The sequence below is a fragment of the Curtobacterium sp. 22159 genome (genome assembly GCF_052045775.1).
GTDB lineage: Bacteria > Actinomycetota > Actinomycetes > Actinomycetales > Microbacteriaceae > Curtobacterium.
This window is the reverse complement of record NZ_JBQEPN010000001.1, coordinates 271,376-295,246: the sequence shown is the minus strand read 5'-3', so window position 1 is coordinate 295,246 and position 23,871 is coordinate 271,376. Positions and strand designations below refer to the sequence as shown.

Here is a 23,871-nt window from a genome sequence, read left to right as displayed (position 1 = left end):
GTCGGACGGGAGGCGCGGGTCGGGCCCGCACCGCGCCTCCCGTCCGGTCGTCGCCCACGCCGAGCGCGAGCCGTCCCCGGCTCAGTCACCCTTCACGTTGACGACCTGCCGCAGCGTGTGCCGGACGGACACGAGCTCCGACGCGTCGGCCATCACCTGGTCGATGGGCTTGTACGCAGCCGGGATCTCGTCGAGGAACGCGTCGGTGTCGCGGTACTCGATGCCGACCATCGCCGCCCGGAGCTCGTCGTGCGTGAAGGTCCGCCGCGCCGCCGACCGCGAGTACAGCCGACCGGCACCGTGCGGCGACGACTCGAGCGACGGCTTGTTCCCGAGCCCCTCGACCACGTACGACGCCGTGCCCATCGATCCCGGGATGAGGCCGGCCTGACCGGCCGTCGCCTGGATCGCTCCCTTCCGGGACACCCACACGCTCTTCCCCCAGTGCGTCTCACGCTGGGTGAAGTTGTGGTGGCAGTTGATCCGCTCCTGCTCGTCGACCGCGGTGCCGAGCACCTCGGACAGCTGGCGGACGACCCGGTCCATCATCTCCTCACGGTTGAGGAGCGCGAAGTGCTGCGCCCACCGCAGCTCGGCGATGTACCGGTCGAACTCCGGCGTTCCCTCGACCAGGTAGGCCAGGTCGGGGTCGGGCAGCTCGATCCACCACCGCCGCATCATCCGCTTGGCGACCGTGATGTGCCGCTGGGCGATCTTGTTGCCGACGCCCCGGGAGCCGGAGTGCAGGAAGAGCCAGACCCGGTCCTCCTCGTCGAGCGAGACCTCGATGAAGTGGTTCCCGGACCCGAGGGTGCCCAGCTGGTTCCGCCACCCGCCGTGGGCGCCTGCGGGGTCGAAGCCTGCTGCCTCGGCCATCGTCTCGAGCTCGGCGATGCGCGGCTCGGCGGTGGCGACGATCTTCCGGTTCGAGGCGCCCGCGGACAGCGGGATCGCACGCTCGATCTGCTCACGCAGCCCCTGCAGGTCGCTCGGCAGGTCCGCCTTCCGGAACTGGGTCCGGACGGCGATCATGCCGCACCCGATGTCCACGCCCACGGCGGCCGGCATGACCGCCCCGAGGGTCGGGATGACCGAGCCGACGGTGGCGCCCAGTCCGAGGTGCGCGTCCGGCATGAGGGCCAGGTGCGGGAACACGAACGGCATGCGGGCGGTGGTGCGCGCCTGCTGCTCGGTGTTCTCCTCGAGCATCGATGCCCAGCTCAACAACCGGTCGGTGATCTTCTGCACTGTTTCGTCTCGCTTTCGTGACGGTCTTCGATGACGGTCCGAGACGGACTCCGACGGAGCACTGCCTCGTCTGCCGGCGGACGGCGAGGAGGACGGGATCGCGTGAGGAGACGCCCCGGGCCGGGTGGGCACGGGGCGTCTGGTGACGTCGCGTGCCTACGCGGGGTCGCGGAGGGACTGGTTCGCGTACTGCCGTTCGGGCAGCACGACGCTCGGGTCGAGCTGGATCTCGACTCGCTGTTCGTGGTGCTGCACGGCGCGCATGCGCGGTCCTTCCGGTGGTGCCCGGGACGGGCGGTCCTGCCGACGGGCAGGAGGACTGACAGTAGTGCGACACGCCCGGGATGCACAAGTCGGCCGGGCGTGTCGCATCCTGGAGGCGCGGCTCGGCAGGGCACGGCGGGGTACGCCCGCCTGATGGTGCCGCCACCGATCGGGGCAGTCTGGGACCATGACCGAACGGACCCGAGACACCCCCGACGCGACCGAGAACGAGGAGCGCACCGACGGGTACGTCCCGCTCCGTTCCTACGGTGCGATCGGTGACGGTCGCACGGTCGCGCTCATCGCGCAGGACGGTCGGATCGACTGGCTGCCGATCCCTTCGATGGACTCCCCGCCCGTGTTCGCGAGCATCCTCGACGCCGAGCACGGTGGCCACGTCGCGCTCCGGCCGACCGGGGACGCGACGTCCGAGCGCCGGTACGAACCGGGGACGAACGTGCTCGTGACGACGTGGACGACCGCGTCCGGGTCCTGCACGGTCACGGACGCGATGGTGACCGGGGTCGCCGGACGCCTGCCGTGGGCCGAGATCGGCCGGTGCGTGCAGGGCGTCTCGGGCGCCGTCGAGCTGGAGTGGGCGATCGTCCCCGGCACGCTGCTGGGCACCGCGGAGCCGGAGCGCCTCGACACCGTGAACGGCACGGTCATCGGCGTCGACGGCGTCACGATCGCGATGGTCGAGCAGGGTTTCGACCCGGTGCACGAGGACGGCGCGCGGTTCTCCGGCCGGTTCACCACGTCGGAGGGGTCGCAGCACATCCTGACGATCGTCGGCACGCACGACGAACCGGTCTTCCTACCCGACCCGCAGCAGAGCATGGCGGGGATCGACCGGACGATCCGCAACTGGTCGACCTGGTCCGAGGAGTTCTCGTACGACGGACCGTGGGCCGACGCCGTCCAGCGGAGCGCCCTGGCACTCAAGCTGCTCATCTACTCCCCCACCGGGGCGATCGCGGCAGCGCCGACGACGAGCCTGCCCGAGGACGGCACCGGTGGGAAGAACTGGGACTACCGGTTCGCGTGGGTCCGCGACCTGGCGTACACGGTGCACGCGCTCACCCGCTTCGGTTTGCGCGAGGAGACCCACGCCGCGGTGTCCTGGGTGATCCGGACCATCGCGGAGCACGGCGACAGCATGCCGATCTTCTACGAGCTGGACGGCTCGCAGTCCGACGGCGTGCAGGAGCGGGACGTGCCGGGGTGGCGCGGGATCGGGCCGGTGACCGAGGGCAACCGGGCTTCCGGCCAGCTGCAGCTCGGGGTGTGGGGCGACGTCTTCACGATCATGCGGCAGTACGTCCGCGCCGGGAACGTCCTCGACCGGAAGACCGCGAGGACGCTCGAAGGACTCGCCGACGACGCGTGCAAGCAGTGGGAGAAGCCCGACGCCGGCATGTGGGAGCTCGAGGACACGCAGCACTACACCACGAGCAAGATCGGCTGCTGGCAGGCGCTCGACGCCGCCATCGAGCTGCACGACGCCGGCCAGATGGACGGCTCGCGGGACCTCTGGGTGAAGAACCGCGAGCTCATCGAGGCGTGGGTGTCCGAGCACGGCTGGGACGAGGAGCTCGGCCACTACGTGATGTACCCGGGGTCGAAGGCGCTCGACTGCTCGATCCTGCTGCACGCGATGTCCGCGTTCGACCGCGGCCCGCGGATGAGCGCGACCATCGACGCGATCCGCGAGCAGCTGCAGCACGGGCCGCTGGTGTACCGGTACTCCGGGCTGGAGGACGAGGAGTCACCGTTCGTGGCGTGCTCGTTCTGGCTCGTGGCCGCCCTGGCCTGCGTGGGCCGGATCGACGAGGCCCGCGCCCTCATGGACGACGCGGTCGACCAGGCGAACGACGTGGGCCTGCTCAGCGAGATGATCAGCGAGGACGGCGCGTTCATGGGCAACCTGCCGCAGGGGCTCTCGCACCTCGCGCTCATCCAGGCGGCGCTCACGGTCGAGGAGATGGCCGCCGCGCAGGACGACGACGAGCCCGCGGATCAGGACAGCGAGATCGCCACGAGCCCGGCGACGCCGAGCAGGTAGAGCACGACCACGACGAACGAGTCCACACCCATCCCGACGATGCGCCGCTGCGGTCGGAACACGAGCCCCACGGCGTACACGAGGGTCAGCAGGACCGCCAGCGCGGTGAGGTAGACGTCGCTGGCGTTCGCCTGCGGCAGCACGGCCTTGCCCGACAGCACCGTGGCGACGAGGAACAGGACGGGGAGGAACGCGTTCCCGCCGAAGATGTCCGAGACCGCCAGGTTGTCGTCACCCTGCTTCACCGCCTGCAGCCCGGTCGAGATCTCCGGCAGGCTGGTCGCCAGGGCGAGCACCGTCGCTCCGAACAGCACGCCGGACAGTCCGATCTTGGTCGAGGCGGCGTCGCCGGCCTGTTCGAGCACGACACCCGCGACGAGCGTCGCGAGCGCGGACACGGCGAACACGATCGCCGCGCGCCGGGTGCTCATCGGCGGTTCGGCGGGCTTCCGGGTGCGGTGGCCCGAGGCGTGCGGCGCCGAGTCGGGAGCGCGCCCGTCCTCGTGCCACGGCAGGTGCTTGCCGGCGCGCTGGACGAGCAGGAGCCCGACCAGCCAGATCACCGCGATGAGCACGACGTCGGGCGTCAGCCGGGCGACGACGAGGGTCGGTGGGAGCTGGCTGCCGGCGATAACCACACCGAGGACGGCCACGACGACGATGGCCTCGAGCACGAGGGTGAGCGACGCGGCACGGTAGGTGATCGGTTCCACCCCGCGGCCACGCTTGCCGAAGGCGTCGAGCACCGCGATGACGACGGTCTGCAGGGCGATGCCGCCGAGGATGTTGCCGGCCGCCACCTCGATCGACCCGGACAGCCCGGCGCTCACGGTGATCGCGATCTCCGGCAGGTTCGTCGCGACCGCGAGCACGATGAGCCCGCCGAGCGCACTGCCGAGGTGGAGGCGGGAGTCGAGCACGTCGGTCGTCTTCGAGAGCTGGACGCCCGCGATCCAGATCACCGCGGCGCCGGCGGCGAAGACGAGCACGAGCAGCCAGAGCGGCAGGGAGTCCATGGTCCTGATCGTGGCCGCCGTCCGCCCGGAGCCCTCTCGGGTGCGCGCACGGTGGCTCGTCTGGAGGACGTCGGCGGCCCTCCGGCGCATCATGGTGTGACGATGAACGACGTCGATGCACGCATGGACCGGCTGCGACGGGCCGCCCGCTACCGGTACCAGCAGCTCGTGGACAGCGAGATCGAACGCGGCTCCCTCGACCCGGACGAGGTCCGCGAGGAACGCCGACTGCTGCGGGCCCGGGACGTCGGCCAGCACGCACGGTCCCTGATCGAGGACGCCGAACGCCGCGGGCTGTTCGAGGGCAACCCGTACCACGGCAAGCCGCTCCCGGGGAACGACGGGCACCACGACCCGGACTGGTGGATCAAGGCGAAGATCGAGCGCGAGGAGATCACGGGGATCGCTCCGCCCGCACTGGCCCTGCGGAAGGAGGACGCCGAGCTGGACGGGCACCTCGATGCCCTGTCCACCGAGGCCGACGTCCGCGACGTGCTCGAGGACTTCAACGCTCGCGTGAAGGAAGCGCGTCGGCAGCTGCTCGGCGGGCCACCCGTCGTCACCCCACTGCGCGACGTCGACGACGAGGTCGCGCGCTGGCGGGACCGACGGGAGGAACGGGCCGCGGCCGACGCGCGGGCTGCGGCCGCGCGTGCGGACGGGGCGGGAGACCGGCCACGCCGGTGGTGGAACCGACGGCGGTGAGGTGATCCGCGCCTCCCGGCGACGGTGCCCGGGAACGCGGACGACCGCAGCACCACGCGTCTGCGTGGTGCTGCGGTCTGCCCCTGGTGGTGCGGTCTTACTTGATCTTCGCGGTGATCGTCGCGACACCGACGAGGAGGTTCGCCTTGACGGCGTCCGTCTTGAAGGTGCTGTTCAGCAGCTTCGCGGCGTCGGCGGAGACGTGCACGGTGGTGCCGGTCAGGATGGCGTTGTCACCCTCGAGCTGCAGCGGCTTGAGCGTGCCACCGTGGAGCGAGAAGAGGTACGCGTTGTCGACCGCGACCTTGCCGTTGACGAGGACGTCACCGTAGAGCTTCGACGAGCCCGGGTTCACGACGAAGTTCTGGAGCGTGACGGTGGTGCTGCCGGCGCTCAGCGTGAGGCCCGAGTCGTCGTGGTTGAGCAGGCCCTGGACGTACGGGCGGTACTTGCCGTCCGGCGACCAGTAGGTGACCGAACCCGAGGTGATCGGGAACGAGACGGAGCCGTCGGCGAGCTTCGCGTTGCCAGAGACGCCCGGGGTGAGCTTGAGGGCGGTCAGCGCGTCGGTGAAGCCGGAGTCCAGCTTGACGGCGGTGTCGCCGCCGAGGACCTCCGGGACGGAGGCGACGGGGCCGGGGATCTTGGAGGAGGTGGAGGCGACGGTGTGGATCGTGCCGTCGGCCTGGGCGGCCGAGACGCCGAACGCTGCGCCGCCGAGGACGAGCGCGCCGGTCGCGGCGAGGGAGATCGTGGTCTTGGTGAGCTTGCGCATGGGTCGTGTCCTTTACCTGTGGCGGGTGCTCCGGCCGGTGGCCGAGCGGCACGCTTCTGTGCGTACGCCGAATACCGGCCGAGTTCGACCGGAGAGCGCCCTGGGCGTTTGCCCTTGTGACAGGCATTCGGCACCCCCTCTCGATCGGTTTGGAACGAATTTCTGGGATCACTCCGGCCGTGGCTCCGTACCGTGGGGGCATGGCCCCCGCAACCCCCACGAGCACCGACCGGATCCGCGCGATCGACGCCTGGTGGCGCGCCGCGAACTACCTGACGGTCGGGCAGATCTACCTGCTCGACAACCCCCTGCTCGATCGCTCGATCGAGCCCGACGACGTGAAGCCCCGGCTCCTCGGGCACTGGGGCACCTCGCCGGCACTCAACCTCGTCTACGCCCACTGCAACGCGCTCATCGCCGAGACGGAGCGCCAGCTGCTCTACATCTGCGGCCCCGGCCACGGCGGTCCGGCGATGAACGCCAACGCGCTGCTGGACGGCACCTGGGGCGAGCTGTACCCGGACATCACGCCCGACCCGGAGGGGCTCCGGAAGTTCTTCCGGCAGTTCTCGTTCCCCGGCGGGATCCCGTCGCACGCGGCCCCGGAGACACCAGGCTCGATCAACGAGGGCGGTGAGCTCGGCTACTCCCTCGCGCACGCGTACGGCGCGGCGCTCGACAACCCGGACCTCGTGGTGGCCTGCGTCGTCGGGGACGGCGAAGCCGAGACGGGCCCGCTCTCCGGCTCCTGGCAGGCGCACACCTTCCTCGACCCGGTGTCCGACGGTGCCGTGCTGCCGATCCTCAACCTCAACGGGTGGAAGATCGCGAACCCCACGGTGCTCGCACGCATCCCGGAGGCCGACCTGCAGGCCTACTTCCGCGGCCTGGGCTACGAGCCGATCGTGGTGGACTCCGCCCGGGTCGACCACGACCCCTTCGCCGTGCACGCCCTGTTCGACGGCGCGCTGCGTCGGGCGCTCGCGACGATCGCCGACATCCAGGCCGCCGCGCGGGCGCAGGCACAGCGCGCCGCGTCCGGCCTGCCCGCCGGGGCCGCCGACCTCCGTCCGCGCTGGCCGATGATCGTGCTGCGGACCCCGAAGGGGTGGACGGGGCCGAAGGAGGTCGACGGCGAACAGGTCGAGGGCACCTTCCGCGCTCACCAGGTGCCCCTGCCCGCGGTGCGGGAGAACGACGAGCACCGCCGACAGCTCGAGGAGTGGATGCGGTCGTACCGCCCCGAGGAGCTGTTCGACGACGACGGTCAGCCGATCGGCATCCTCACGAGCATCCGGCCGTCGGGCGACCTCCGGATGAGCGCGACCCCGCACGCGAACGGCGGCCGCATCCGGACGGCGCTCGACCGGCCGGGGCTGGAAGCGTTCGGCGTGCCCGTCGGCGAGGACGCCAGTGCGACGGCGACCCTCGGCCCGTGGCTCGCCGCGCTCATCGAACGGAACCCGTCGTCGTTCCGGCTCTTCGGCCCCGACGAGACGATCTCGAACAAGCTCGACGCGGTCTTCGACGTCACGAACCGTGTCTGGCGTGCGCAGCGCGGCCCCGGCGACGAGCACCTCGGTGCCCGGGGGCGGGTGACCGAGGTCCTGTCGGAGCACCTCCTCGAGGGGCTGCTCGAGGGCTACGTCCTCTCCGGGAGGCACGGGCTGCTCAACACGTACGAGGCGTTCGCCCACATCATCGACTCGATGGTCGGGCAGTACGCGAAGTGGCTCGAGTCGTCGACGGACATCGACTGGCGGGCACCGGTGTCGAACCTGTCCATCCTGCTGTCGTCGCACGTCTGGCGGCAGGACCACAACGGTTTCTCCCACCAGGACCCCGGCTTCCTCGACGTCGTCGCGTCGAAGCAGCAGGACCTCGTCCGCATCAAGCTGCCCGCGGACGCCAACACGCTGCTGGCCGTCGCCGCACACGCGATGGAGACGACCGACCGCATCGAGGTGATCGTCGCCGGCAAGCACCCCGAGCCGGTCTTCCTCTCGCTCGAGGACGCCGTCGCGCACGCGGAAGCCGGCGTCGGCACGTGGGACTGGGCCGGCACCGAGGAGTCGGTCGGCCACGTGGACGTCGTGCTCGCCTCGGCCGGTGACGTGCCCACGGTCGAGGCCGTCGCCGCGGCGGACATCATCCGGCAGCACGCTCCGGGAGTCGGCGTCCGGGTCGTGAACGTCGTCGACCTGCTCTCGATCGGCGACCCGCGCAAGCACGAGCACCCGATCCCGGACGACCGGTACGACGAGCTGTTCCTGCCCGGCACCCCCACGGTGTTCGCCTTCCACGGGTACCCGTCGCTCGTGCACCAGCTCACCTACCGTCGGCACGGGCACGACGACCTGCACGTGCACGGGTTCCTCGAGCAGGGCACGACGACGACCCCGTTCGACATGCTCATGCGGAACGAGATGGACCGCTTCGCGCTGGCGCACGACGCGCTGACCCGGGTGGACGCGTCGGCGCACGAGTCCCTGCTCGCACGGCTGTCCCAGGCGCGCGAGGCGGCACGGACCCACGCGTACACCAAGGGCGAGGACCACCCCAGCGTCGCTGGGTGGCGGTTCCACGGGTGGCCGCAGGACGAACCGACCGCGGGCGGGACCGGTGGCGACCCGGGCGCGGGCGAGACCGAGGCGGCGGCGCCCGGCAACTGACGCCGGTGTCGTCCGGGCGCCCGCGGCGCCGGGGTGCCACGCTGGTCGGGTGACCGACCTCGTCATCCCGGCCCCGTCCCTCCCGACCGTCCCCACGTCCACGGGCGGGCGGTTCCCCGTCCGGCGCGTGTTCTGCGTCGGGCGGAACTACGCGGCGCACGCGCGCGAGATGGGCCACGACCCGGACCGCGAACCGCCGTTCTTCTTCACCAAGCCCGCCGACGCGGTCGTCGTGGACGGCGCGGACACCCCGTACCCGTCGGCGACGGCACGGCTCGAGCACGAGGTCGAACTCGTCGTCGCGATCGGCAGCGCAGGATCCGACGTCACCGCCGACCACGCCCTGGAGCACGTCTGGGGCTACGGCGTCGGGCTCGACCTGACGCGGCGTGACCTGCAGGCGGAGGCCAAGCGGCTCGGGCGTCCGTGGGACGCCGCGAAGGGGTTCGACGCGTCGGCTCCGATCGGCACCCTCGTCCCCGCTGCCGGGGTCGACCCGGCGGCGGGCGCGATCACACTGCGTGTGAACGGCGACCTCCGGCAGTCCGGGGACCTCGCGGACCAGATCTGGTCGGTCGCGGAGACCATTGCCGAGCTGTCCCGGTTCGTGGCCCTGTCACCCGGGGACCTCCTCATGACCGGCACGCCGGAGGGGGTGGGGGTCCTCGACCGGGGCGACACGCTGGAGGGGACGATCGCGGGCGTCGGCTCCGTCCGGACCCGGATCGTCTGACCGCACCGCTCGGACGCCCCGGTCTGGGAACGCGCACAGGTGCGGCGAGTACCAATGGCTCGACGTCGCTGATGGGGTTCGCGACGTCTCCACCAACACGGGACACGTCGATCGCGACGGGGCGGCCGAACGTGTCCGGACAACGGAGGTGACGCCGTGCAGGAACACGACCTGCTCGCGACGTCCTGGACCTGGGCCGGCAACGAGCCGATCCGGGAGCGCATCAGCGCAGTCGGGGCCGCGGGCTTCGCAGGACTCTCGCTCACGCTCGGCGACCTGCACGAGGTGCGGGCCACCATCGGCTTCGCCGAACTGCGTCGCATGCTCGACGGTGCCGGCATCGTCTGGGTCCAGCTCGGACCGCTCGAACACTGGTGGACGTGCACGTCCCGCACCGCCGACCAGGACGCCGATCGCGGCGTGGTGCTCGAAGCCGCAGCGACGCTCAGCGCGTGGCAGGTCGTCGCACGTGCGGACACCACCCTGCCCGGGATCTCGCCGGCGGCGATGACCGACGACTGGGTCGAGCTCGCCGGTCAGGCCGCGAAGGTCGGAGCGCAGCTCGTCCTCGAACCCGAGCCGTGGTCCAACCTGCCGACCGTCGAGCGGGCGTCCCGCTTCGTCGCGGCCGCCGGCCACCCGAACGGCGGGCTCCTCGTCGACGCGATGCACGCGCTCCGTGGAGGCTCCACGCTCGCGTCGATCCGCGAGGGGGTGGCCCCGGCGACACTCGCGGCGGTGGAGCTCAGCGACGGGCTCCTGCACACGCCGTCGGGCATGACCCTGGCCGAGGAGTCCCGGGAGGCACGCCACCTGCCCGGTGCGGGCGCGTGGGACCTACCGGGGTTCGTCCGGACCGTCCGCGACCTCGGGTTCGACGAGCCGTGGGGCGTGGAGGTCCGCACCGCCGCCCACCGCGCGATGCCCGTCGCCGACGCGCTGCGGACCGCGGCAGCAGCCACCCGCGCCGTGCTCGACGCGGCCGACGCGTTCGGCGCACCCGCTGCCCCGGCGATGCCGACGACGCCCGCTCCGACCTCGGCCGTGGACTTCGAGCCACCGCTGCCCCGGGACCGCAGCGACCGTCGACGCGATGCCGACACAGGGACTCCCGCGTAACGTCGGCAGCATGACGGACCACGCAGCACACGACGACGATCTCCTCCGCCGTTCCCAGGAGTCCATCGACGAGGCGAAGGCGGCAGCAGCCGAGGTGATCGAACCCGAGGAGGACGAGCTCATCGACGAGGACCTCCCGGTGGGCGACGACGCCGAACCCGCCGACGGCCCCGCTCCGGCTCCCTGAACCGGTCGGCACCGACCACACCGCGACCGCCGTCCCCTCGAGGGGGCGGCGGTCGCTCGCGTCCGGGGGCTCGCCGACGATCTCCGATCACGGCGTGACGATCCCGCCCTCCGCTCCGTCTCATCGACGGACCCGCCGGGCGGACCCTCGTCCCGGCTCGAAGCGCGTCGTGGCCGGTCATCCCTGATACGGCCGGTCACGGCGCTCCGACGGCGGCCCGTGCGTTCCCTGATCCGGCGCACGGGTCGCCTTCCGCTGGCGGCTTGCTACTCGTCGACCTCGTCACCGAGGAAGTCGGCGTAGGTCACCTCCGACCCGGTCGGCTCGACGAGGAGCCCGCTCGGCTCGACGAGGAGCCCGCTCGGCTCGCCGGGGAGCCCGCTCGGGTCCGCCGGGACCCGTTCCGGCCGGTCCCCCTCGGCCGTGACTCGCTCCTCCGCGGTGAACGGGGGCAGGTACTTGCTCATGCTCGCGCCCTTTCGTCCCGGCGAACGTAACAGCGCCAGGCCGCGGGGCGAACCCGCACCGACGGATCGTCCCCCGGCAAGGGCGGGAACGGGGGACGGAAGTTCGCCGCGGGCTGACCCCATGCGGACGCATGCTCACGTCTCGCGGGTGACGTCCTCCGGGTCCTTGTCGGTACGCCACCCCCGCCAGGACGGTTGCCGGAGCCGACCGTCGGAGGTCCACTCGGCGAACTCGACCTCGCCGACGCGCTTCGGCGTCACCCAGTGTGCGTCGCGGGCATCCGGACGCGGGACGTCGACGAACGGGGACGTCTTCCGCTCGAGGGCGCCGAGCACCGTCCCGATCTCGTCCAGGTCGCGGTCACGGAACCCGGTCCCGACCTTGCCGACGTACTCGAGACCGTCCGGCCCCGGCACGCCGAGCAGGAGCGACCCGACACCGCCGGCGCGCCGACCGTTGCCCGGCTTCCACCCGCCGACCACGACCTCCTGCGTGGCGTGGTGCTTGAGCTTGAGCCACGCTTCCGAGCGCCGTCCCTCGGCGTACTTCGACGACCGCTTCTTCGCGACGACGCCCTCCAGCCCCTGCGCCGCCGAGTCGGACATCGCCCGCGCCAGGTCGCCCTGGTACGCCGGCGGCACGTCGATCGCGCCGCCCGGGTCCACGACCGTCTCGAGCGCCTGTCGGCGGGCGTCGTACCCGAGCCGGGTCAGGTCGTGTCCGTCGGCCTCGAGCACGTCGAACAGCAGGAACCGGACGGGGGTGCCCGCGCGGGCAGCGTCGACCTCGCGCTTGCGGGTCAGGCCCATCCGGTTCTGCAGCAGCTGGAACGAGGGACGCCCGCGGTCGTCGAGCGCCACGATCTCGCCGTCGAAGACCCCGTCCACACCTGCACGCTCACCGAGCTCCTGCAGCTCTGGGTACTGGTCGGTCAGGTCGTTGTCGTTCCGGCTGCGCAGCGTCACCCGACCGTCCCGGACGGTCGCGAGCGCGCGGATGCCGTCCCACTTCATCTCGAACGCCCAGACCGCCGGGTCGAGTCGCGGCTCGCCCTTCGCGAGCGTCGCCTGCATCGTCCTCCGGTCGGACGGAGCCGTCTCGGACGCCGCTGCACCGTCGATCCGCCGCCGCCCGTCCCCTGTCGCCTTCCGCTGTGCTTCCGGCGGACGGGAGGCGCGGCTCGTCCCCGCCGTGCCGCCACCGTCCGCCAGGCGGTCGGGTTGCTCCTTCGTGCGGTGGATCAGCCAGTTCTTCTCGTCGCCCTCGCGCCCACGTCCGCGCCCCCGGGTGTGCAGCAACGCGAGCCGGCGGACGCCGCCCGCACGACCGTGCAGCGTCACGATCACCTCTTCGCCCTCGCGCCACTTCTCGAGCTCGTACGTGCCGTCGTCCCAGATCGTCACCGTGCCGCCGCCGTACTCGTCCTTCGGGATGATGCCCTCGAACCCGCCGTACTCGAGGGGGTGGTCCTCGGTCTGGACCGCCAGGTGGTTCTTGCCCGGGTCCGTCGGCTCCCCCTTCGGGAGAGCCCAGCTGACGAGCACGCCCTCGTGCTCCAACCGGAAGTCGTAGTGGTCCCGGGTGGCGTGGTGCTCCTGGATCACGAACGTCGGCAGGCCGTCCTCCCGGACCGTCGGCGCCTCCTCGGGGACCGGCTCGGGCGTCTTCGACGCGTCGCGCTTCGCGCGGTACGCCGCGAGCCGGTCACGCGCCGGCTGCTCGGCGTCGTTCGCGCGCTGGGTCCGGTCGCTGTCCCAGTGACCGCGGTCCTTCCGCCCCACTGCCAGCGAGGCGGACGCGACCGGGTGGAGGAAGTCGCCCCGCGCCTCCAGACGTTCGAGCACCTCGTCCAGCGTGAGCTGCGCGAGTCCCCGCTCCTCCAGTTCCTTCCAGGTGCGAGGCGCGGCGACCGTGGGCCGCTCCCGACCGCGGAGCGAGTACGGGGCGATCGTCGTCTTGTTGCCGTTGTTCTGCGACCAGTCCACGAACACCTTGCCGGTGCGCTCGGCCCGGCTCATCGAGGACAGCACCAGGTCCGGTAGGTCCTGTTCGAGTGCCTTGGCGAGTTCGTGCGCGACGTCGGACACCTGTGCGGTCGTGGCACGCCCGTCGAGTGCCGCGTACAGGTGGATGCCCTTGGAGCCGGACGTCAGCGGGTAGGGGTCGAGCCCCATGCCGTGCAGGACCTCGCGCGCGGCGAACGCCACCTCGGCGCACTCGCGCAGCCCGACGCCCTCGCCCGGGTCGAGGTCCAGCACGAGACGGTCCGGGTTCTGCTGCGCACCACGCGGCCCGAACCGCCACTGCGGTACGTGCAACTCGAGCGCCGCCTGCTGCGCCATCCACACCAGCGTCGGCAGGTCGTCGACGATCGGGTACTCGGTGTCGTGCTCCTTGTGCGCGATCGTGTGGTGGCGGACCCAGTCCGGGGCGGAGTCGGGAAGGTTCTTCTCGAAGAACACCTTCCCGTCGACGCCGTTCGCCCAGCGCTTCCGGGTGACCGGGCGGTCCTTCACGTGCGGGATCATCCAGGGCGCCACCCGCTCGTAGTACTCGATGACGCGACCCTTGGTCGTCCCGGTCTCCGGGTAGAGCACCTTGTCGGTGTTGGTCAGTGCGATGCGACGGTCGCCCACGAGCGCGACGGTCTTCCGTGCCGCCGGGCTCACAGCGCGACCCCGGTCGCTCCCGCCACCGTGAGGGTCGTGCCCGACGTGTACGACGACTCGGGTCCGGCGAGGTAGACGTACGCGCTGCCGAGTTCGACGGGCTGGGCCGGGCGACCGAACGGCGTGTCCTGCCCGTACGCAGCGATCTCGTCGCCGGGGTAGCTGATCGGCTGGAGCGGCGTCCAGACCGGCCCCGGCACGACCGTGTTCGCCCGGATGCCCTTGGGGGCGAGTTGCCGGGCGAGGCCGTTCGTGTACGTGATGATCGCGGCCTTCGTGGCTGCGTAGTCGATCATCCGGTCCTGCGGCTGGTACGCCGACACCGAACTCGTCGTGACGATCGCGCTGCCCGGGGCCATGTGCGGCACCGCGGCACGGACGAGCCAGAACAGCGAGTAGAGGTTGACCTTCATCGTGCGGTCGAAGTCCTCCGTCGACTGCTCGGTGACGTCCTCGTGCACCTGCTGGTGCCCGGCGACGAGCACCAGGGCGTCGAGTCCGCCGAGCTCGCTCACCGCGTCGCGCACGAGGACGTCGCAGAACGCCTCGTCGGTGAGGTCACCCGGCAGCAGGACGGCCTTGCGCCCCAGGTCCCCGACGACGTCACGCACCGCTTCGAGGTCCTCGCGCTCCTCGGGCAGGGCGTTCAGTGCGACGTCGGCACCCTCCTTCGCCATCGCGATCGCGGCAGCGCGTCCGATGCCGGAGTCGGCCCCGGTGACGAGCACCCGGTAGCCCGGCATGCGCCCCGTGCCGAGGTAGCTCGTCTCCCCGTGGTCGGGCACGGGGTCCATGGCGCCGGCGAGCCCCGACCCCTGCTGCGTCTGCGCCGGGAACGGGGGACGGGGGAACTGCGAGCGCGGGTCCTGCTTGTCGAGCTGGCTCATGCGCCCATCGTGCTCGCACCGGACACGGACGGTCTCAGTTCGTCGCGCTCAGTCCGTGACGGCCGGCAGCGTCGCGGGTCGACGTGCGGACGCCAGCAGGCGGTCACTCGCGGCACGTCCCCCGCGGTCCCGCAGGGAGTTCGTGACGGCGAGTACTGCCCAGACCGCGACGATCACCCACTCACCGGGTTGGTCCGTCACCGCGAGGACCCCCCAGAGGACCGCGAGCGCCGCACTCACCCACGCGCTGATGCGCCGCCGGAGCAGGTCGGCGGCGAACTGTCGGACCCGCGGGCGCCACAGTGCGTCCGGCACGTCGTCCGGCACACGGCCGGCGCGGACCCACCCCCGCGTGGCGCGGACGGCGCCGAAGCCCCCGCGACTCCACCACGTCCGCAGCTGCGCGACCGGCAGGACCACGGCGAGCACGATCGCCATGCCGACGACGACGAACCAGGGCAACGGCCTGGTCCCCAGTCCGCTCACCGCGAGGGGCAGCACCGCCCCCAGCACCGCGAGACCGGCGAGCTGCCACCAGCCGGCCGGGTCCAGTCGGTCGTCCTCGTCGGCGGTCTCCCGCTCGCGAGCACCCCCGGTCGTGCCGTCATCCACGTCGATCACGTCAGCCTCCCCCGACTCGACCGCACTCTAACCCCTCCGACGCCCGACACGCCTGTCGATCCGCCCAGAACTGGGACCCGGCTGACGGTCGCCGGGCATCATGAGCGCATGAGGTCGATCTGGAAGGGCTCCATCGCGTTCGGGCTCGTCAACGTGCCCATCAAGGTGTACGCGGCGACCGAGACCCACGACGTGTCGCTGCACCAGGTCCACGACGAGGACAAGGGCCGCATCCGGTACAAGCGCGTGTGCGAGTTCGGGCACGAAGTCGAGTACGCCGACATCCAGCGCGCCTACGACGACGGTGACAAGACGGTCGTCCTCACCGCCGACGACTTCAAGAAGCTCCCGGAGGAGCAGTCCCACGAGATCGAGGTCCTCGAGTTCGTGCCCGTGGAGCAGGTCGACCCGATGATGTTCGAGAAGTCGTACTACCTCGAACCCGACTCACGCTCCCCGAAGGCGTACGTGCTGCTGCGGGAGACGCTGGCGAAGACCGACCGGCTGGCGATCGTGCAGTTCACGCTCCGACAGAAGACCCGGCTCGGGGTGCTGCGCGTCAACGACGACGTCATCCTCCTGCAGGGGCTGCTCTGGGGCGACGAGGTCCGCGCGGCCGACTTCGCATCGCTCGACACATCGGTGAAGGTCAGCGCCAACGAGTTGAAGATGTCGTCCTCGCTCGTCGACAGCATGTCCACCGACTTCGACCCCGACCGGTACACGGACTCGTACCAGCAGGAGCTGCAGCAGCTCATCGACGCCAAGCTCGAGGCTGGTGACGACGTCGACACGTCCGAGACGTTCGGCGAGCAGTCGGACGACGACGAAGGCGAGGGCGGGGACGTCATCGACCTGATGGCGGCACTGCGGGCGTCGGTGGACAAGAACCGGTCGACCCGGTCGTCGTCGCGCTCGTCGTCGTCGAGGTCGTCGTCGTCGCGCTCGTCGACGTCGCGATCCGACGACGGGGACGGGGCGGAGCAGGCACCGGCGAAGCGGACGCCCGCGAAGCGGACCCCGGCGAAGAAGACCCCCGCGAAGAAGACCTCCACCGCGGAGAAGACGCCGGCGGCGAAGAAGGCCACCACCGCGAAGAAGCCCGCCGCGAAGAAGAAGGCCAGCTAGTCGCCCGGACGGTTCAACCGTCCCTCCGGGTGCGGCGGAGGCCGATCGGGATCGACACCCAGAGCAGCGCCGTGCCCACGAACACCACGACCCCGCCGACGAGTCCCCCGACGTCCCCGACGACCACGTCGAACACGAACAGGACCGTGCCCGCGAAGAGCAACGCGCTCGCGATGAGCGCCGCGATGAGGATGACGTTCCCGACCCGGACGAGGTCGTGCTTCTGCCGTTGCCGGAACACCAGCCGGTGCGACGCAACCGCCGACAACGCCGTGACGGTGACGAGCACGGCCAGCACCACGAGCACGAGGTAGATCGTCACCTGCCTCGCGCTCAACGTGCTGAACCGCTGCTGGAACGGCAGCGTGAGCAGGAACCCGGCGAGGATCTGCGTCCCGGTCTGCACGATGCGGAGCTCCTGCTGGATGTCGGTCCAGTTCCGGTCCCACCGCTCGGTCGGGGTCTCGTGGCGTCCCCGCTCGGTGTCGTGCGCGTCGCCGCTCGCCTCGCTCATGCCCCGAACCTACCCAGCCGTCACGAACCGGAAACACGGCTCGGCGACACTGGGAGCATGACTCCACAAGAGCCAGGCAGACTGCAGTCGTCATCCGTGACCGCAGGGCCGCCCGTCACCGTGTCCATCACCCGACTCGTCGAACCCGACCGCATCCCGGACGCCACCGCGTGGGTGCAGTCCGGGGTCAACCTGGCGAACCGCTACCCGGGCTTCCTCGGCTCCGGGTGGGTCCGCTCGCACGCCAGCAGCCGCGAGTGGCACATGCTCTACCGGTTCGCCGACCACGAGCAGCTCGCCACGTGGGAGAACTCCGACGACCGGCTCCGGTGGCTCGACCTCGGCCGCGACCTGGTCGTCGAGTCCCGCGTCGAGAAGCGGACCGGCATCGAGGGCTGGTTCGACGCGCCGCAGGACACCCCGGCGTCGAGCGCACCGCCGCGGTGGAAGCAGGCGGTGAGCATCTGGCTCGGGTTCTTCCCGGTGAACCTGGCGTTCACGTTCCTGGTCGGCTGGCTCGTCCCGGCGTTCGGCTCGCTGCCGGTGCTCCCCCGCGTGCTGATCACCACGCTCGTGCTCACCCCGATCATGACGTTCTGGGTGCTCCCCTTCGTGACCGGCCTGATCCGCCCGTGGCTCCTCGCCCCGCCGCGATCCCGAGGACGATCAGCCGATGCGTGAGCCCGGGGCGGCGAGGAGCACGTCGAGCACCAGGATGAGCACGAACACGGCGACCACCGTGCTGAGGAGCCACCCGATCCCGAGGATGTGCTCCACGAGCGCCCGCCGGAAGGAGTCCGCGGGCGCTGGGACCAGGGCCCGCGTCCGGCCGGTGTCCCCGGTGCCGACCGGGCTGCCGACGACGAGCGCCCGGCACCGCCGGTCGACCACGATCATCCCGTGCACGGTGCCGACGTTCGTCCACACCCGGAACCGCACGAGCAGCGCACCCGGCACGCGGACGCGGCGCGGTCCGATGAGTGTCACCGCCCGGAGGTCGTCACCATCGCGGCGGACCATGGACGACGGGGTCGCGAGACCGGTGAACCACTGCCACCCGATGCCCAGGACGAACGCGCAGAACAGTGCGGCGTTCGGGAGTGCGGCACGGGGGAAGCCGTCGTCGTCGTAGCCGAACCGCTCCCAGGCCGGCCGGTCGACCACCGCGAGCACGATCACGAGCACCACGAGCACGAGGGCGCCGCGCACCGTCCACAGCCCCGCACGCGCCCAGGGCTCCCGGAGCCCGAACGTCTTCGGTGCGTCCGCCGGGGCGTCGGCGGCGTGCCGGCCCACGTCAGCCGAGTACCGACAACTGGTCGAGCCGCTCGAGGATGACGCCCTCGCGGAGCGCCCACGGGCAGATCTCGAGCGCCGGCAGGTCGAAGATGTCGAGGCACGCCTCGGCGACGAGCGCTCCCGGCACGACCTGGTGCGCCCGGCTCGGGGACACACCCGGCAACGACGCGAGTTCGTCGAGCGACATCCGCAGCAGCCCGGGCAGCTGCCGCCGGAGCTCGCCGCCGTCGAGCGATCGTGGGACGAGGGGCCCGGCTCCGGAGGGGGCCGCACCGCAGATCCGGGCGATCGACCGGAACGTCTTCGAGGTCGCCACGGCCCGGTCCGGTCGCCCCGCGCGGAGCAGGAGCCCGGCGTCACGGGCGATCTCGACGCGGATCTCGTGGCGGATGCGCCGGACGTCCTCGTCGGTGGGGGTCCCCGCCGCGAAGTACGATCGCGCGAGCCGGGCGGCGCCGATGGGCATCGACCACGCGACGTCGGGCGCCTCGTCCGCGCCGCCGGCGATCTCGAGCGAACCGCCACCGATGTCGAACACCGCCAGCCGCCCGGCTGACCAGCCGAACCAGCGCCGGACGGCCAGGAACGTCAGTCGTGCCTCGTCCTCGCCCGAGAGCACGGCGAGCTCGACGCCGGTCGCCGCCTGCACGTGGGCGAGCACCGCCTCGGAGTTCACGGCGTCACGGACGGCCGAGGTGGCGAAGGCGAGCATGTCCTCGCACCCGCGCTCCTCGGCGACGCGGACGCTGTCGGCGACGAACGCGTTGAGGGCGTCGACGCCGGCGTCGGTCACCGCGCCGGACTCGTCGAGGTGCTCGGCGAGCCGGAGCGGCTGCTTGAACGACGACGCGGGCAGGGGCGCCGCTCCGCCGTGGGCGTCCACCACGAGCAGGTGGCCGGTGTTGGACCCGATGTCGAGGACTCCGACGCGCATGTCCACAACGCTAGTGGGCGTCGGACGGGAGGCGCGGCCTACGCCCGCAGGAACGCCTCGAGTTCCGCGGTGGTCGGGTACGAGGCCTGCGCGCCCGGCTTGGTCGCGGCGTACGCGCCCACCCCGACGGCGAACCGCGCGGCGTCGGTGAGGGAGTCGCCGGCCGCGAGCCGCAGCGCCACCGCCCCCATGAAGGCGTCGCCACAGCCCGTGGTGTCGACGGGGTCGACCCGCACGGCGTCGACCGCCACCGGTGCTGCGTCGCCGTCGTGCACGACGCAGCCCTCGCCGCCCCGGGTGACGATCGACCGCCGGACGCCGTGGTCACCGAGCTCGGCCGCCTCGTGCTCGTTCACGAGCAGGACGTCGGTCAGCTCGAGCAGCTCGGCCGGCACGTCCCCGAACGGCGAGAGGTTCGTCAACACGGTGACGCCCGCGGCACGGGCGGCACGGGCGGCCGCGAGGACGACGTCGATCGAGACCTCGAGGCAGAGCCCGAGCACGCCGGCGCCGTCGAACGCGTCGGCCGGGACGTCCTCGGGGGTCAGGGTGCCGTTCGCTCCGGCGGAGATCACGATCGTGTTCTCACCGGCGGCGTCCACCGTGATGACGGCGGTGCCGGTGGCGACGCCCTCGCGGACGGCGACGTGCGTCGTGTCGACCCCGGCAGCCGCGACGGAGTCGCGGAGCAGTCGACCGTTCCCGTCGTCGCCGACCGCACCGATCATGCGCACGGTGCCCCCGAGCCTCCCGGCTGCCACCGCCTGGTTGGCGGACTTGCCGCCGGGCAGGATCGCGAGGTCCGACCCCTGGAGGGTCTCACCGGGCTTCGGGAAGCGCTCCGTACGGACCACGAGGTCCGCGTTGAGGCTGCCCACGACGACGATGCCGGTCATGCGGCGGCTCCTGTCTCGGCCGAGGCCGGGCGCGGGATGAGGAAGGACGTGGCGAGGGCCGCGCAGGTGATCACGGCACCGAGCAGCATCCCACCGGAGTAGCCGGCGGTCCCCGCGGACCCGCCGGTGCCGAGTGCGATCTGGAGCGCCGGCAGGACGGCGAAGCTGATGCCCGCGCCGAGGTTGAACGCGCCGGCGTTGAGGCCGGGCAGGAAGCCGGGGTTCGACTCCGGCGAGAGCACGATGCCGAGTCCGTTGAGGATGATGTTCGCGATGCCGGCGTACGTGATGCCGATCAGGACCGTGGCCGCGATGAGCACCGGCAGCGAGTGCACGCCGACGAACGCCATCACGAGCGTCGCGACGATGCTCCCGACGAGCCCGAACCGCAGCACGGCACGGTAGCCGAGGGTCGGGGCGAGTCGGCCCGCGAACGGCCCAACGACCCAGCCGACCAGCGCGTACGGCGTGAGGAACGCGAGCGAGGCGAGGTCGGCCTCCATCCCGAAACCGGCGTCGTGGTTCTGCGCGAGGCTCGTGACGAGCCCGTTGACGACCGCGAAGACGCCCGTCATGGTGAGCAGGGTCGTGACGAGCAGCGCCCACGTCGCCCGGCGCTTGAGGAACCGCGTCTCGACGAGTGGTTCGCGCACCCGGGACTCCACGGCCCAGAAGACCCCGAAAGCCACGAGCGCGAGCACGATGCCGCCGACGACGAGCGCCCAGTCGGCGGCCGCGAGCTTGCCGGCCTCGTTGAACGCGGTGAGCAGGGCGCCGACGCTGACGACGAGCGGGAGCACGCCCCACCAGTCCATCCGGGTGCCGGCGGACGGCTTGGACTCGACGCCCCACGCCGCGACCATGATCGCCGCGACGACGGTGACGACCGCGATGACCCAGAAGATCCCACGGAACCCGAAGTGCGTCGCGATCCACCCGCCAGCGAGTGCGTCGACGCCCGCGATGCCGCCGTTGACCGCGGTGAGGAGGCCGAGTGCGGCGCCGTACCGCTTCGGGTCGGCGATCTCGTTGCGGAGGATGAGCAGGCCGATCGGGACGACCGGTCCGGTGACGCCCTGGATCATGCGGCCGACGAACAGCATCGGCACGTTCACCGCGAGCGCGGCGACGATGCTCCCGACCAGCATCACCACGAGCATCCCGAGCAGGACCCGCTTGCGGCCGACGATGTCGGACAGACGCGGGAGGAACAGGGAGAACAGCGCCGCGAGGGTGAAGAACAGCGTCTGCGACAGGCCGATCGTGGCGTCGTCGGTGTGCAGCTCGCGGGCCATCGTGACGAGCGCGGGGCTGAGCATGCTCGCGTTGAGCTGGAACGCGATGCACGCCGCCAGCAGCGCGGCGGTGAGGGCGGCGATGGACCGCTTCGGCGTGGTCGACTTCGTCGTCGAGGTGGTGGTCATGGGGGTCAGTGCTCCGGGGTCGTGGTGGTGCCGCTCTCGACGGCGGTGGCGGCGGACCGCGGCGTCCAGCCGGTGTCGGGGGTCTCGCCGATGCGCTCGAGGGCGTCGACGACGAGGTCCCAGAAGCGGCCGTGGTCGAGCTCCATCGCGGCGCTCGTGCGGCAGTCGTCCGGCGCGGGTGCACGGAAGTCCGCGACGGTCATGCCGAGCGTGAGGGCGCCCTGGGTCTCGATGTGGATCGGGACCTTCACGGCCCGGACCACCGTCGGGTCGATGACGTACGCGACGGCGCACGGGTCGTGCACGGGCGGGGCGTCGAAGCCCTGCGCGTCCTTGTAGGTCTGTCCGAAGAAGTCGAGCAGCTCCCCGACGAAGGCGGCGGGCGCGGTGCCGACGGCGGCGATCCGCGCGGCGACCTCCGGTGTGGCGAGCGCCTGGTGGGTGAGGTCGAGGCCCACCATCACGACGTCCCAGCCCGCCTCGAACACGATCGATGCCGCTTCGGGGTCGATGACGATGTTGAACTCGGCGACCGGGCTCCAGTTGCCGACGTGCACGCCGCCGCCCATGAGCACGACCTGCTTGACGCGCTCGACGATGCGGGGCTCCTTGCGCGCGGCGAGGGCGATGTTCGTCAGACCGCCGGTCGGCACGAGCGTGACGGTACCGGGCTCGTGCGCCATCACGGTCTCGATGATGAGGTCCACCGCGTGCCGCTCGTCGAGCGCGAACGACGGCTCGGGGAGCATCGGCCCGTCGAGGCCGCTCTCGCCGTGGATGTCCGGCGCGACCTCGATCTCGCGCAGCAGCGGCCGGTCGGCGCCCGCGGCGAAGGGCACGCCGGTGATGCCGGCGATCCGCGCCACGGCGAGCGCGTTGCGGGTGACCTTCGGGAGCGTCTGGTTGCCGACGACGGTCGTGACGGCGAGAAGCTCGATGTCCGGGTTGCCGTGGGCGAGCAGGATGGCGACGGCGTCGTCGTGGCCTGGGTCGCAGTCGAGGATGATCTTCTCGGGCACGCGGGGCGCTCCACTTCTTCGGGGACGAGGTCTGGGCTCGACGTGGTGGGGATCCGCGGCGGAGGATCAGCTCCCGCGGCACGTCAAGCGTTTGACATCACAGCGCATCAAGCGCTTGACGTCAAGTCGACCCGCGCTTCTCGGTAGGCTCGCAACGTGCCTGCACCCGCCCCGGTCCCACGTCGTGTCACCGCAGCGATGGTGGCCGAACGCGCCGGGACGAGCATCGCGACGGTGTCCCTCGTCGTGAACGGCAAGGACCGCGGCCGGGTGTCCGCGCCGATCGCCAGCCGCGTGCGCGACGCCGTCGAGGAGCTCGGCTACGTCGTCGACCACGCGGCGAGTTCCCTGGCCCGCGGCAGCGGCGACCTGGTCGTCCTCATCGCTCCGGACCTGTCGAACCCGTTCTTCGCCGAGGTCATCCGGGGCGTCCGTGACACCGTGGGCGACCGGTTCCAGCTCGTGCTCTCGGTCACCGAACGCGGCGCGCAGCCGGTCGCCGACGACGTCCGGCGATTCGAACGGCTCCGTCCCGCGGGCATCCTCGTGGACGCTCCGGCCGCCGGCGAGGCGATGACCGCCACCGTGCCGGTCGTCCTGCTCGACGCACCGGGCGGTGCCGAGGCCGTGAACTACGACCTCTCCCCCGGCGTCCACGACCTCGTGGAGCACCTGCACGAGCAGGGGCACCGCCGCGTCGGGTACCTCGACGGCACCTCCCGCGCGACGACGTTCGGCGTCCGTCGTGCGCTCTTCGAGCAGGCGTGTGCGGCCGCGGGCATCGCGGTCTCCGAGGTCACCGCGCGGGCCGACCTCACGGTGGATGCTGCGGCGTCGGCCACCGAGCACGTCATCGAGGCCTGGCAGGAGGACGGGGTCTCCGCCGTGGTCGCGGCCGCCGACACCCTGGCGTACGGGGTGCTCCGGGTCGCGGTCCAGCTCGGGATCGCCGTACCCGGCGACCTCGCGGTCGCCGGCTTCGACGACCTGCCGTCGTCCTCCGTCACGGCACCGGCGCTGACGAGCGTGGCGCTGCCGGGCGCCGACCTCGGCCGGGCGGCGGCGCTCCGGCTGCTCGCGACCCTGGGCGGCAGCGTTCCCGAGCCGGCCGCACTGCCCGCCCGCCTGGTCCGGCGCGCGAGCACCGGCGCGGAGCAGGCGAAGCCGGTCCGCCCGGCCCGAGTCTCGGGCTGAGCGACACTCCTCGCGCTCCCGAGCCCGTGATCCG

Annotated in this window: 22 protein-coding genes; 9 read left to right on the top strand and 13 right to left on the bottom strand. The window is 71.9% G+C overall.

Going from position 1 to position 23,871, the window contains the following annotated elements:
* Nucleotides 1-81 precede the first annotated feature (81 nt).
* The gene (locus ACTJKO_RS01500) at nucleotides 82-1,248 is read right to left on the bottom strand and encodes an RtcB family protein (RefSeq protein WP_440684957.1); all 1,167 of its coding nucleotides are present in this window, start codon (nucleotides 1,246-1,248) and stop codon (nucleotides 82-84) included.
* A 451-nt stretch (nucleotides 1,249-1,699) separates the two neighbouring features.
* Between ACTJKO_RS01500 and ACTJKO_RS01495 the strand changes: the two genes are divergently transcribed.
* The gene (locus ACTJKO_RS01495; protein WP_440684955.1) at nucleotides 1,700-3,577 is read left to right on the top strand and encodes a glycoside hydrolase family 15 protein; all 1,878 of its coding nucleotides are present in this window, start codon (nucleotides 1,700-1,702) and stop codon (nucleotides 3,575-3,577) included.
* On the opposite strand, the gene ACTJKO_RS01490 is transcribed toward ACTJKO_RS01495, so the two are convergent.
* Entirely contained in the window at nucleotides 3,532-4,593 is a 1,062-nt protein-coding gene (locus ACTJKO_RS01490) for a sodium:calcium antiporter (RefSeq protein ID WP_440684953.1), read from the bottom strand. The genes ACTJKO_RS01495 and ACTJKO_RS01490 overlap by 46 nt on opposite strands.
* A gap of 102 nt (nucleotides 4,594-4,695) precedes the next feature.
* Between ACTJKO_RS01490 and ACTJKO_RS01485 the strand changes: the two genes are divergently transcribed.
* The gene (locus tag ACTJKO_RS01485) at nucleotides 4,696-5,298 is read left to right on the top strand and encodes a DUF1992 domain-containing protein (RefSeq protein WP_440684951.1); all 603 of its coding nucleotides are present in this window, start codon (nucleotides 4,696-4,698) and stop codon (nucleotides 5,296-5,298) included.
* Between the two features lie 97 nt (nucleotides 5,299-5,395).
* Here ACTJKO_RS01485 and ACTJKO_RS01480 read toward each other — a convergent pair whose 3' ends face one another.
* On the bottom strand, nucleotides 5,396-6,073 hold the full coding sequence (locus ACTJKO_RS01480; protein ID WP_440684949.1) for a hypothetical protein: 678 nt from the start codon (nucleotides 6,071-6,073) through the stop codon (nucleotides 5,396-5,398).
* A gap of 200 nt (nucleotides 6,074-6,273) precedes the next feature.
* Here ACTJKO_RS01480 and ACTJKO_RS01475 point away from each other — a divergent pair, with 200 nt between their 5' ends.
* From ACTJKO_RS01475 to ACTJKO_RS01460, 4 genes are all read left to right on the top strand, one after another.
* Nucleotides 6,274-8,745, top strand: a complete 2,472-nt coding sequence (locus ACTJKO_RS01475; protein WP_440684947.1) for a phosphoketolase family protein — start codon at nucleotides 6,274-6,276, stop codon at nucleotides 8,743-8,745.
* A gap of 49 nt (nucleotides 8,746-8,794) precedes the next feature.
* Nucleotides 8,795-9,478 (top strand): fumarylacetoacetate hydrolase family protein, encoded by a 684-nt coding sequence (locus ACTJKO_RS01470; protein WP_440684945.1) that lies wholly within the window; start codon nucleotides 8,795-8,797, stop codon nucleotides 9,476-9,478.
* A gap of 156 nt (nucleotides 9,479-9,634) precedes the next feature.
* Nucleotides 9,635-10,597 carry a sugar phosphate isomerase/epimerase family protein gene (locus ACTJKO_RS01465; protein WP_440684943.1) on the top strand — a complete coding sequence of 321 codons (963 nt, stop codon included), beginning with the start codon at nucleotides 9,635-9,637 and terminating at the stop codon, nucleotides 10,595-10,597.
* A 10-nt stretch (nucleotides 10,598-10,607) separates the two neighbouring features.
* Nucleotides 10,608-10,784, top strand: coding sequence for a hypothetical protein (locus ACTJKO_RS01460; protein WP_440684941.1), 177 nt, complete (start codon nucleotides 10,608-10,610; stop codon nucleotides 10,782-10,784).
* 266 nt (nucleotides 10,785-11,050) lie between these two features.
* Here ACTJKO_RS01460 and ACTJKO_RS01455 read toward each other — a convergent pair whose 3' ends face one another.
* The 4 genes from ACTJKO_RS01455 to ACTJKO_RS01440 form a co-directional block, all read right to left on the bottom strand.
* Nucleotides 11,051-11,251, bottom strand: a complete 201-nt coding sequence (locus tag ACTJKO_RS01455; protein ID WP_440684939.1) for a hypothetical protein — start codon at nucleotides 11,249-11,251, stop codon at nucleotides 11,051-11,053.
* A 135-nt stretch (nucleotides 11,252-11,386) separates the two neighbouring features.
* Nucleotides 11,387-13,921, bottom strand: coding sequence for an ATP-dependent DNA ligase (locus tag ACTJKO_RS01450; protein ID WP_440684937.1), 2,535 nt, complete (start codon nucleotides 13,919-13,921; stop codon nucleotides 11,387-11,389).
* Nucleotides 13,918-14,808: an SDR family oxidoreductase gene (locus tag ACTJKO_RS01445; RefSeq protein WP_440684935.1), complete on the bottom strand. Its 891-nt coding sequence runs from the start codon at nucleotides 14,806-14,808 to the stop codon at nucleotides 13,918-13,920. The genes ACTJKO_RS01450 and ACTJKO_RS01445 overlap by 4 nt, the downstream gene beginning before the upstream one ends.
* 48 nt (nucleotides 14,809-14,856) lie before the next feature.
* Nucleotides 14,857-15,429, bottom strand: coding sequence for a hypothetical protein (locus ACTJKO_RS01440; RefSeq protein WP_440684933.1), 573 nt, complete (start codon nucleotides 15,427-15,429; stop codon nucleotides 14,857-14,859).
* Nucleotides 15,430-15,537: 108 nt separating this feature from the next.
* Here ACTJKO_RS01440 and ku point away from each other — a divergent pair, with 108 nt between their 5' ends.
* Nucleotides 15,538-16,557: a non-homologous end joining protein Ku gene (gene ku, locus ACTJKO_RS01435; RefSeq protein WP_440684931.1), complete on the top strand. Its 1,020-nt coding sequence runs from the start codon at nucleotides 15,538-15,540 to the stop codon at nucleotides 16,555-16,557.
* 13 nt (nucleotides 16,558-16,570) lie between these two features.
* Here the strand turns inward: ku and ACTJKO_RS01430 are convergent, their stop codons facing one another.
* Nucleotides 16,571-17,071: a DUF6328 family protein gene (locus ACTJKO_RS01430; RefSeq protein ID WP_440684929.1), complete on the bottom strand. Its 501-nt coding sequence runs from the start codon at nucleotides 17,069-17,071 to the stop codon at nucleotides 16,571-16,573.
* Nucleotides 17,072-17,128: 57 nt separating this feature from the next.
* On the opposite strand from ACTJKO_RS01430, the gene ACTJKO_RS01425 reads away from it, so the two are divergent.
* Nucleotides 17,129-17,752: an antibiotic biosynthesis monooxygenase gene (locus ACTJKO_RS01425; RefSeq protein WP_440684927.1), complete on the top strand. Its 624-nt coding sequence runs from the start codon at nucleotides 17,129-17,131 to the stop codon at nucleotides 17,750-17,752.
* Here the strand turns inward: ACTJKO_RS01425 and ACTJKO_RS01420 are convergent.
* From ACTJKO_RS01420 to uriH, 5 genes are read right to left on the bottom strand one after another with little or no spacing between them, the layout of a single operon-like run.
* Entirely contained in the window at nucleotides 17,738-18,367 is a 630-nt protein-coding gene (locus tag ACTJKO_RS01420; protein WP_440684925.1) for a hypothetical protein, read from the bottom strand. The two genes, ACTJKO_RS01425 and ACTJKO_RS01420, sit on opposite strands and share 15 nt — an antisense overlap.
* 1 nt (nucleotide 18,368) lies before the next feature.
* Entirely contained in the window at nucleotides 18,369-19,304 is a 936-nt protein-coding gene (locus ACTJKO_RS01415) for a Ppx/GppA phosphatase family protein (RefSeq protein WP_440684923.1), read from the bottom strand.
* A 38-nt stretch (nucleotides 19,305-19,342) separates the two neighbouring features.
* Nucleotides 19,343-20,200 carry a ribokinase gene (locus tag ACTJKO_RS01410; RefSeq protein ID WP_440684921.1) on the bottom strand — a complete coding sequence of 286 codons (858 nt, stop codon included), beginning with the start codon at nucleotides 20,198-20,200 and terminating at the stop codon, nucleotides 19,343-19,345.
* Nucleotides 20,197-21,624 carry a uridine transporter UriT gene (gene uriT / locus ACTJKO_RS01405; RefSeq protein ID WP_440684919.1) on the bottom strand — a complete coding sequence of 476 codons (1,428 nt, stop codon included), beginning with the start codon at nucleotides 21,622-21,624 and terminating at the stop codon, nucleotides 20,197-20,199. The genes ACTJKO_RS01410 and uriT overlap by 4 nt, the downstream gene beginning before the upstream one ends.
* 5 nt (nucleotides 21,625-21,629) lie before the next feature.
* Complete coding sequence (uriH, locus tag ACTJKO_RS01400) at nucleotides 21,630-22,643, bottom strand: uridine-preferring nucleoside hydrolase UriH (RefSeq protein ID WP_440684917.1); 1,014 nt, start codon at nucleotides 22,641-22,643, stop codon at nucleotides 21,630-21,632.
* 156 nt (nucleotides 22,644-22,799) lie between these two features.
* On the opposite strand from uriH, the gene ACTJKO_RS01395 reads away from it, so the two are divergent.
* Nucleotides 22,800-23,837 carry a LacI family DNA-binding transcriptional regulator gene (locus ACTJKO_RS01395; RefSeq protein ID WP_440684915.1) on the top strand — a complete coding sequence of 346 codons (1,038 nt, stop codon included), beginning with the start codon at nucleotides 22,800-22,802 and terminating at the stop codon, nucleotides 23,835-23,837.
* Nucleotides 23,838-23,871 lie beyond the last annotated feature (34 nt).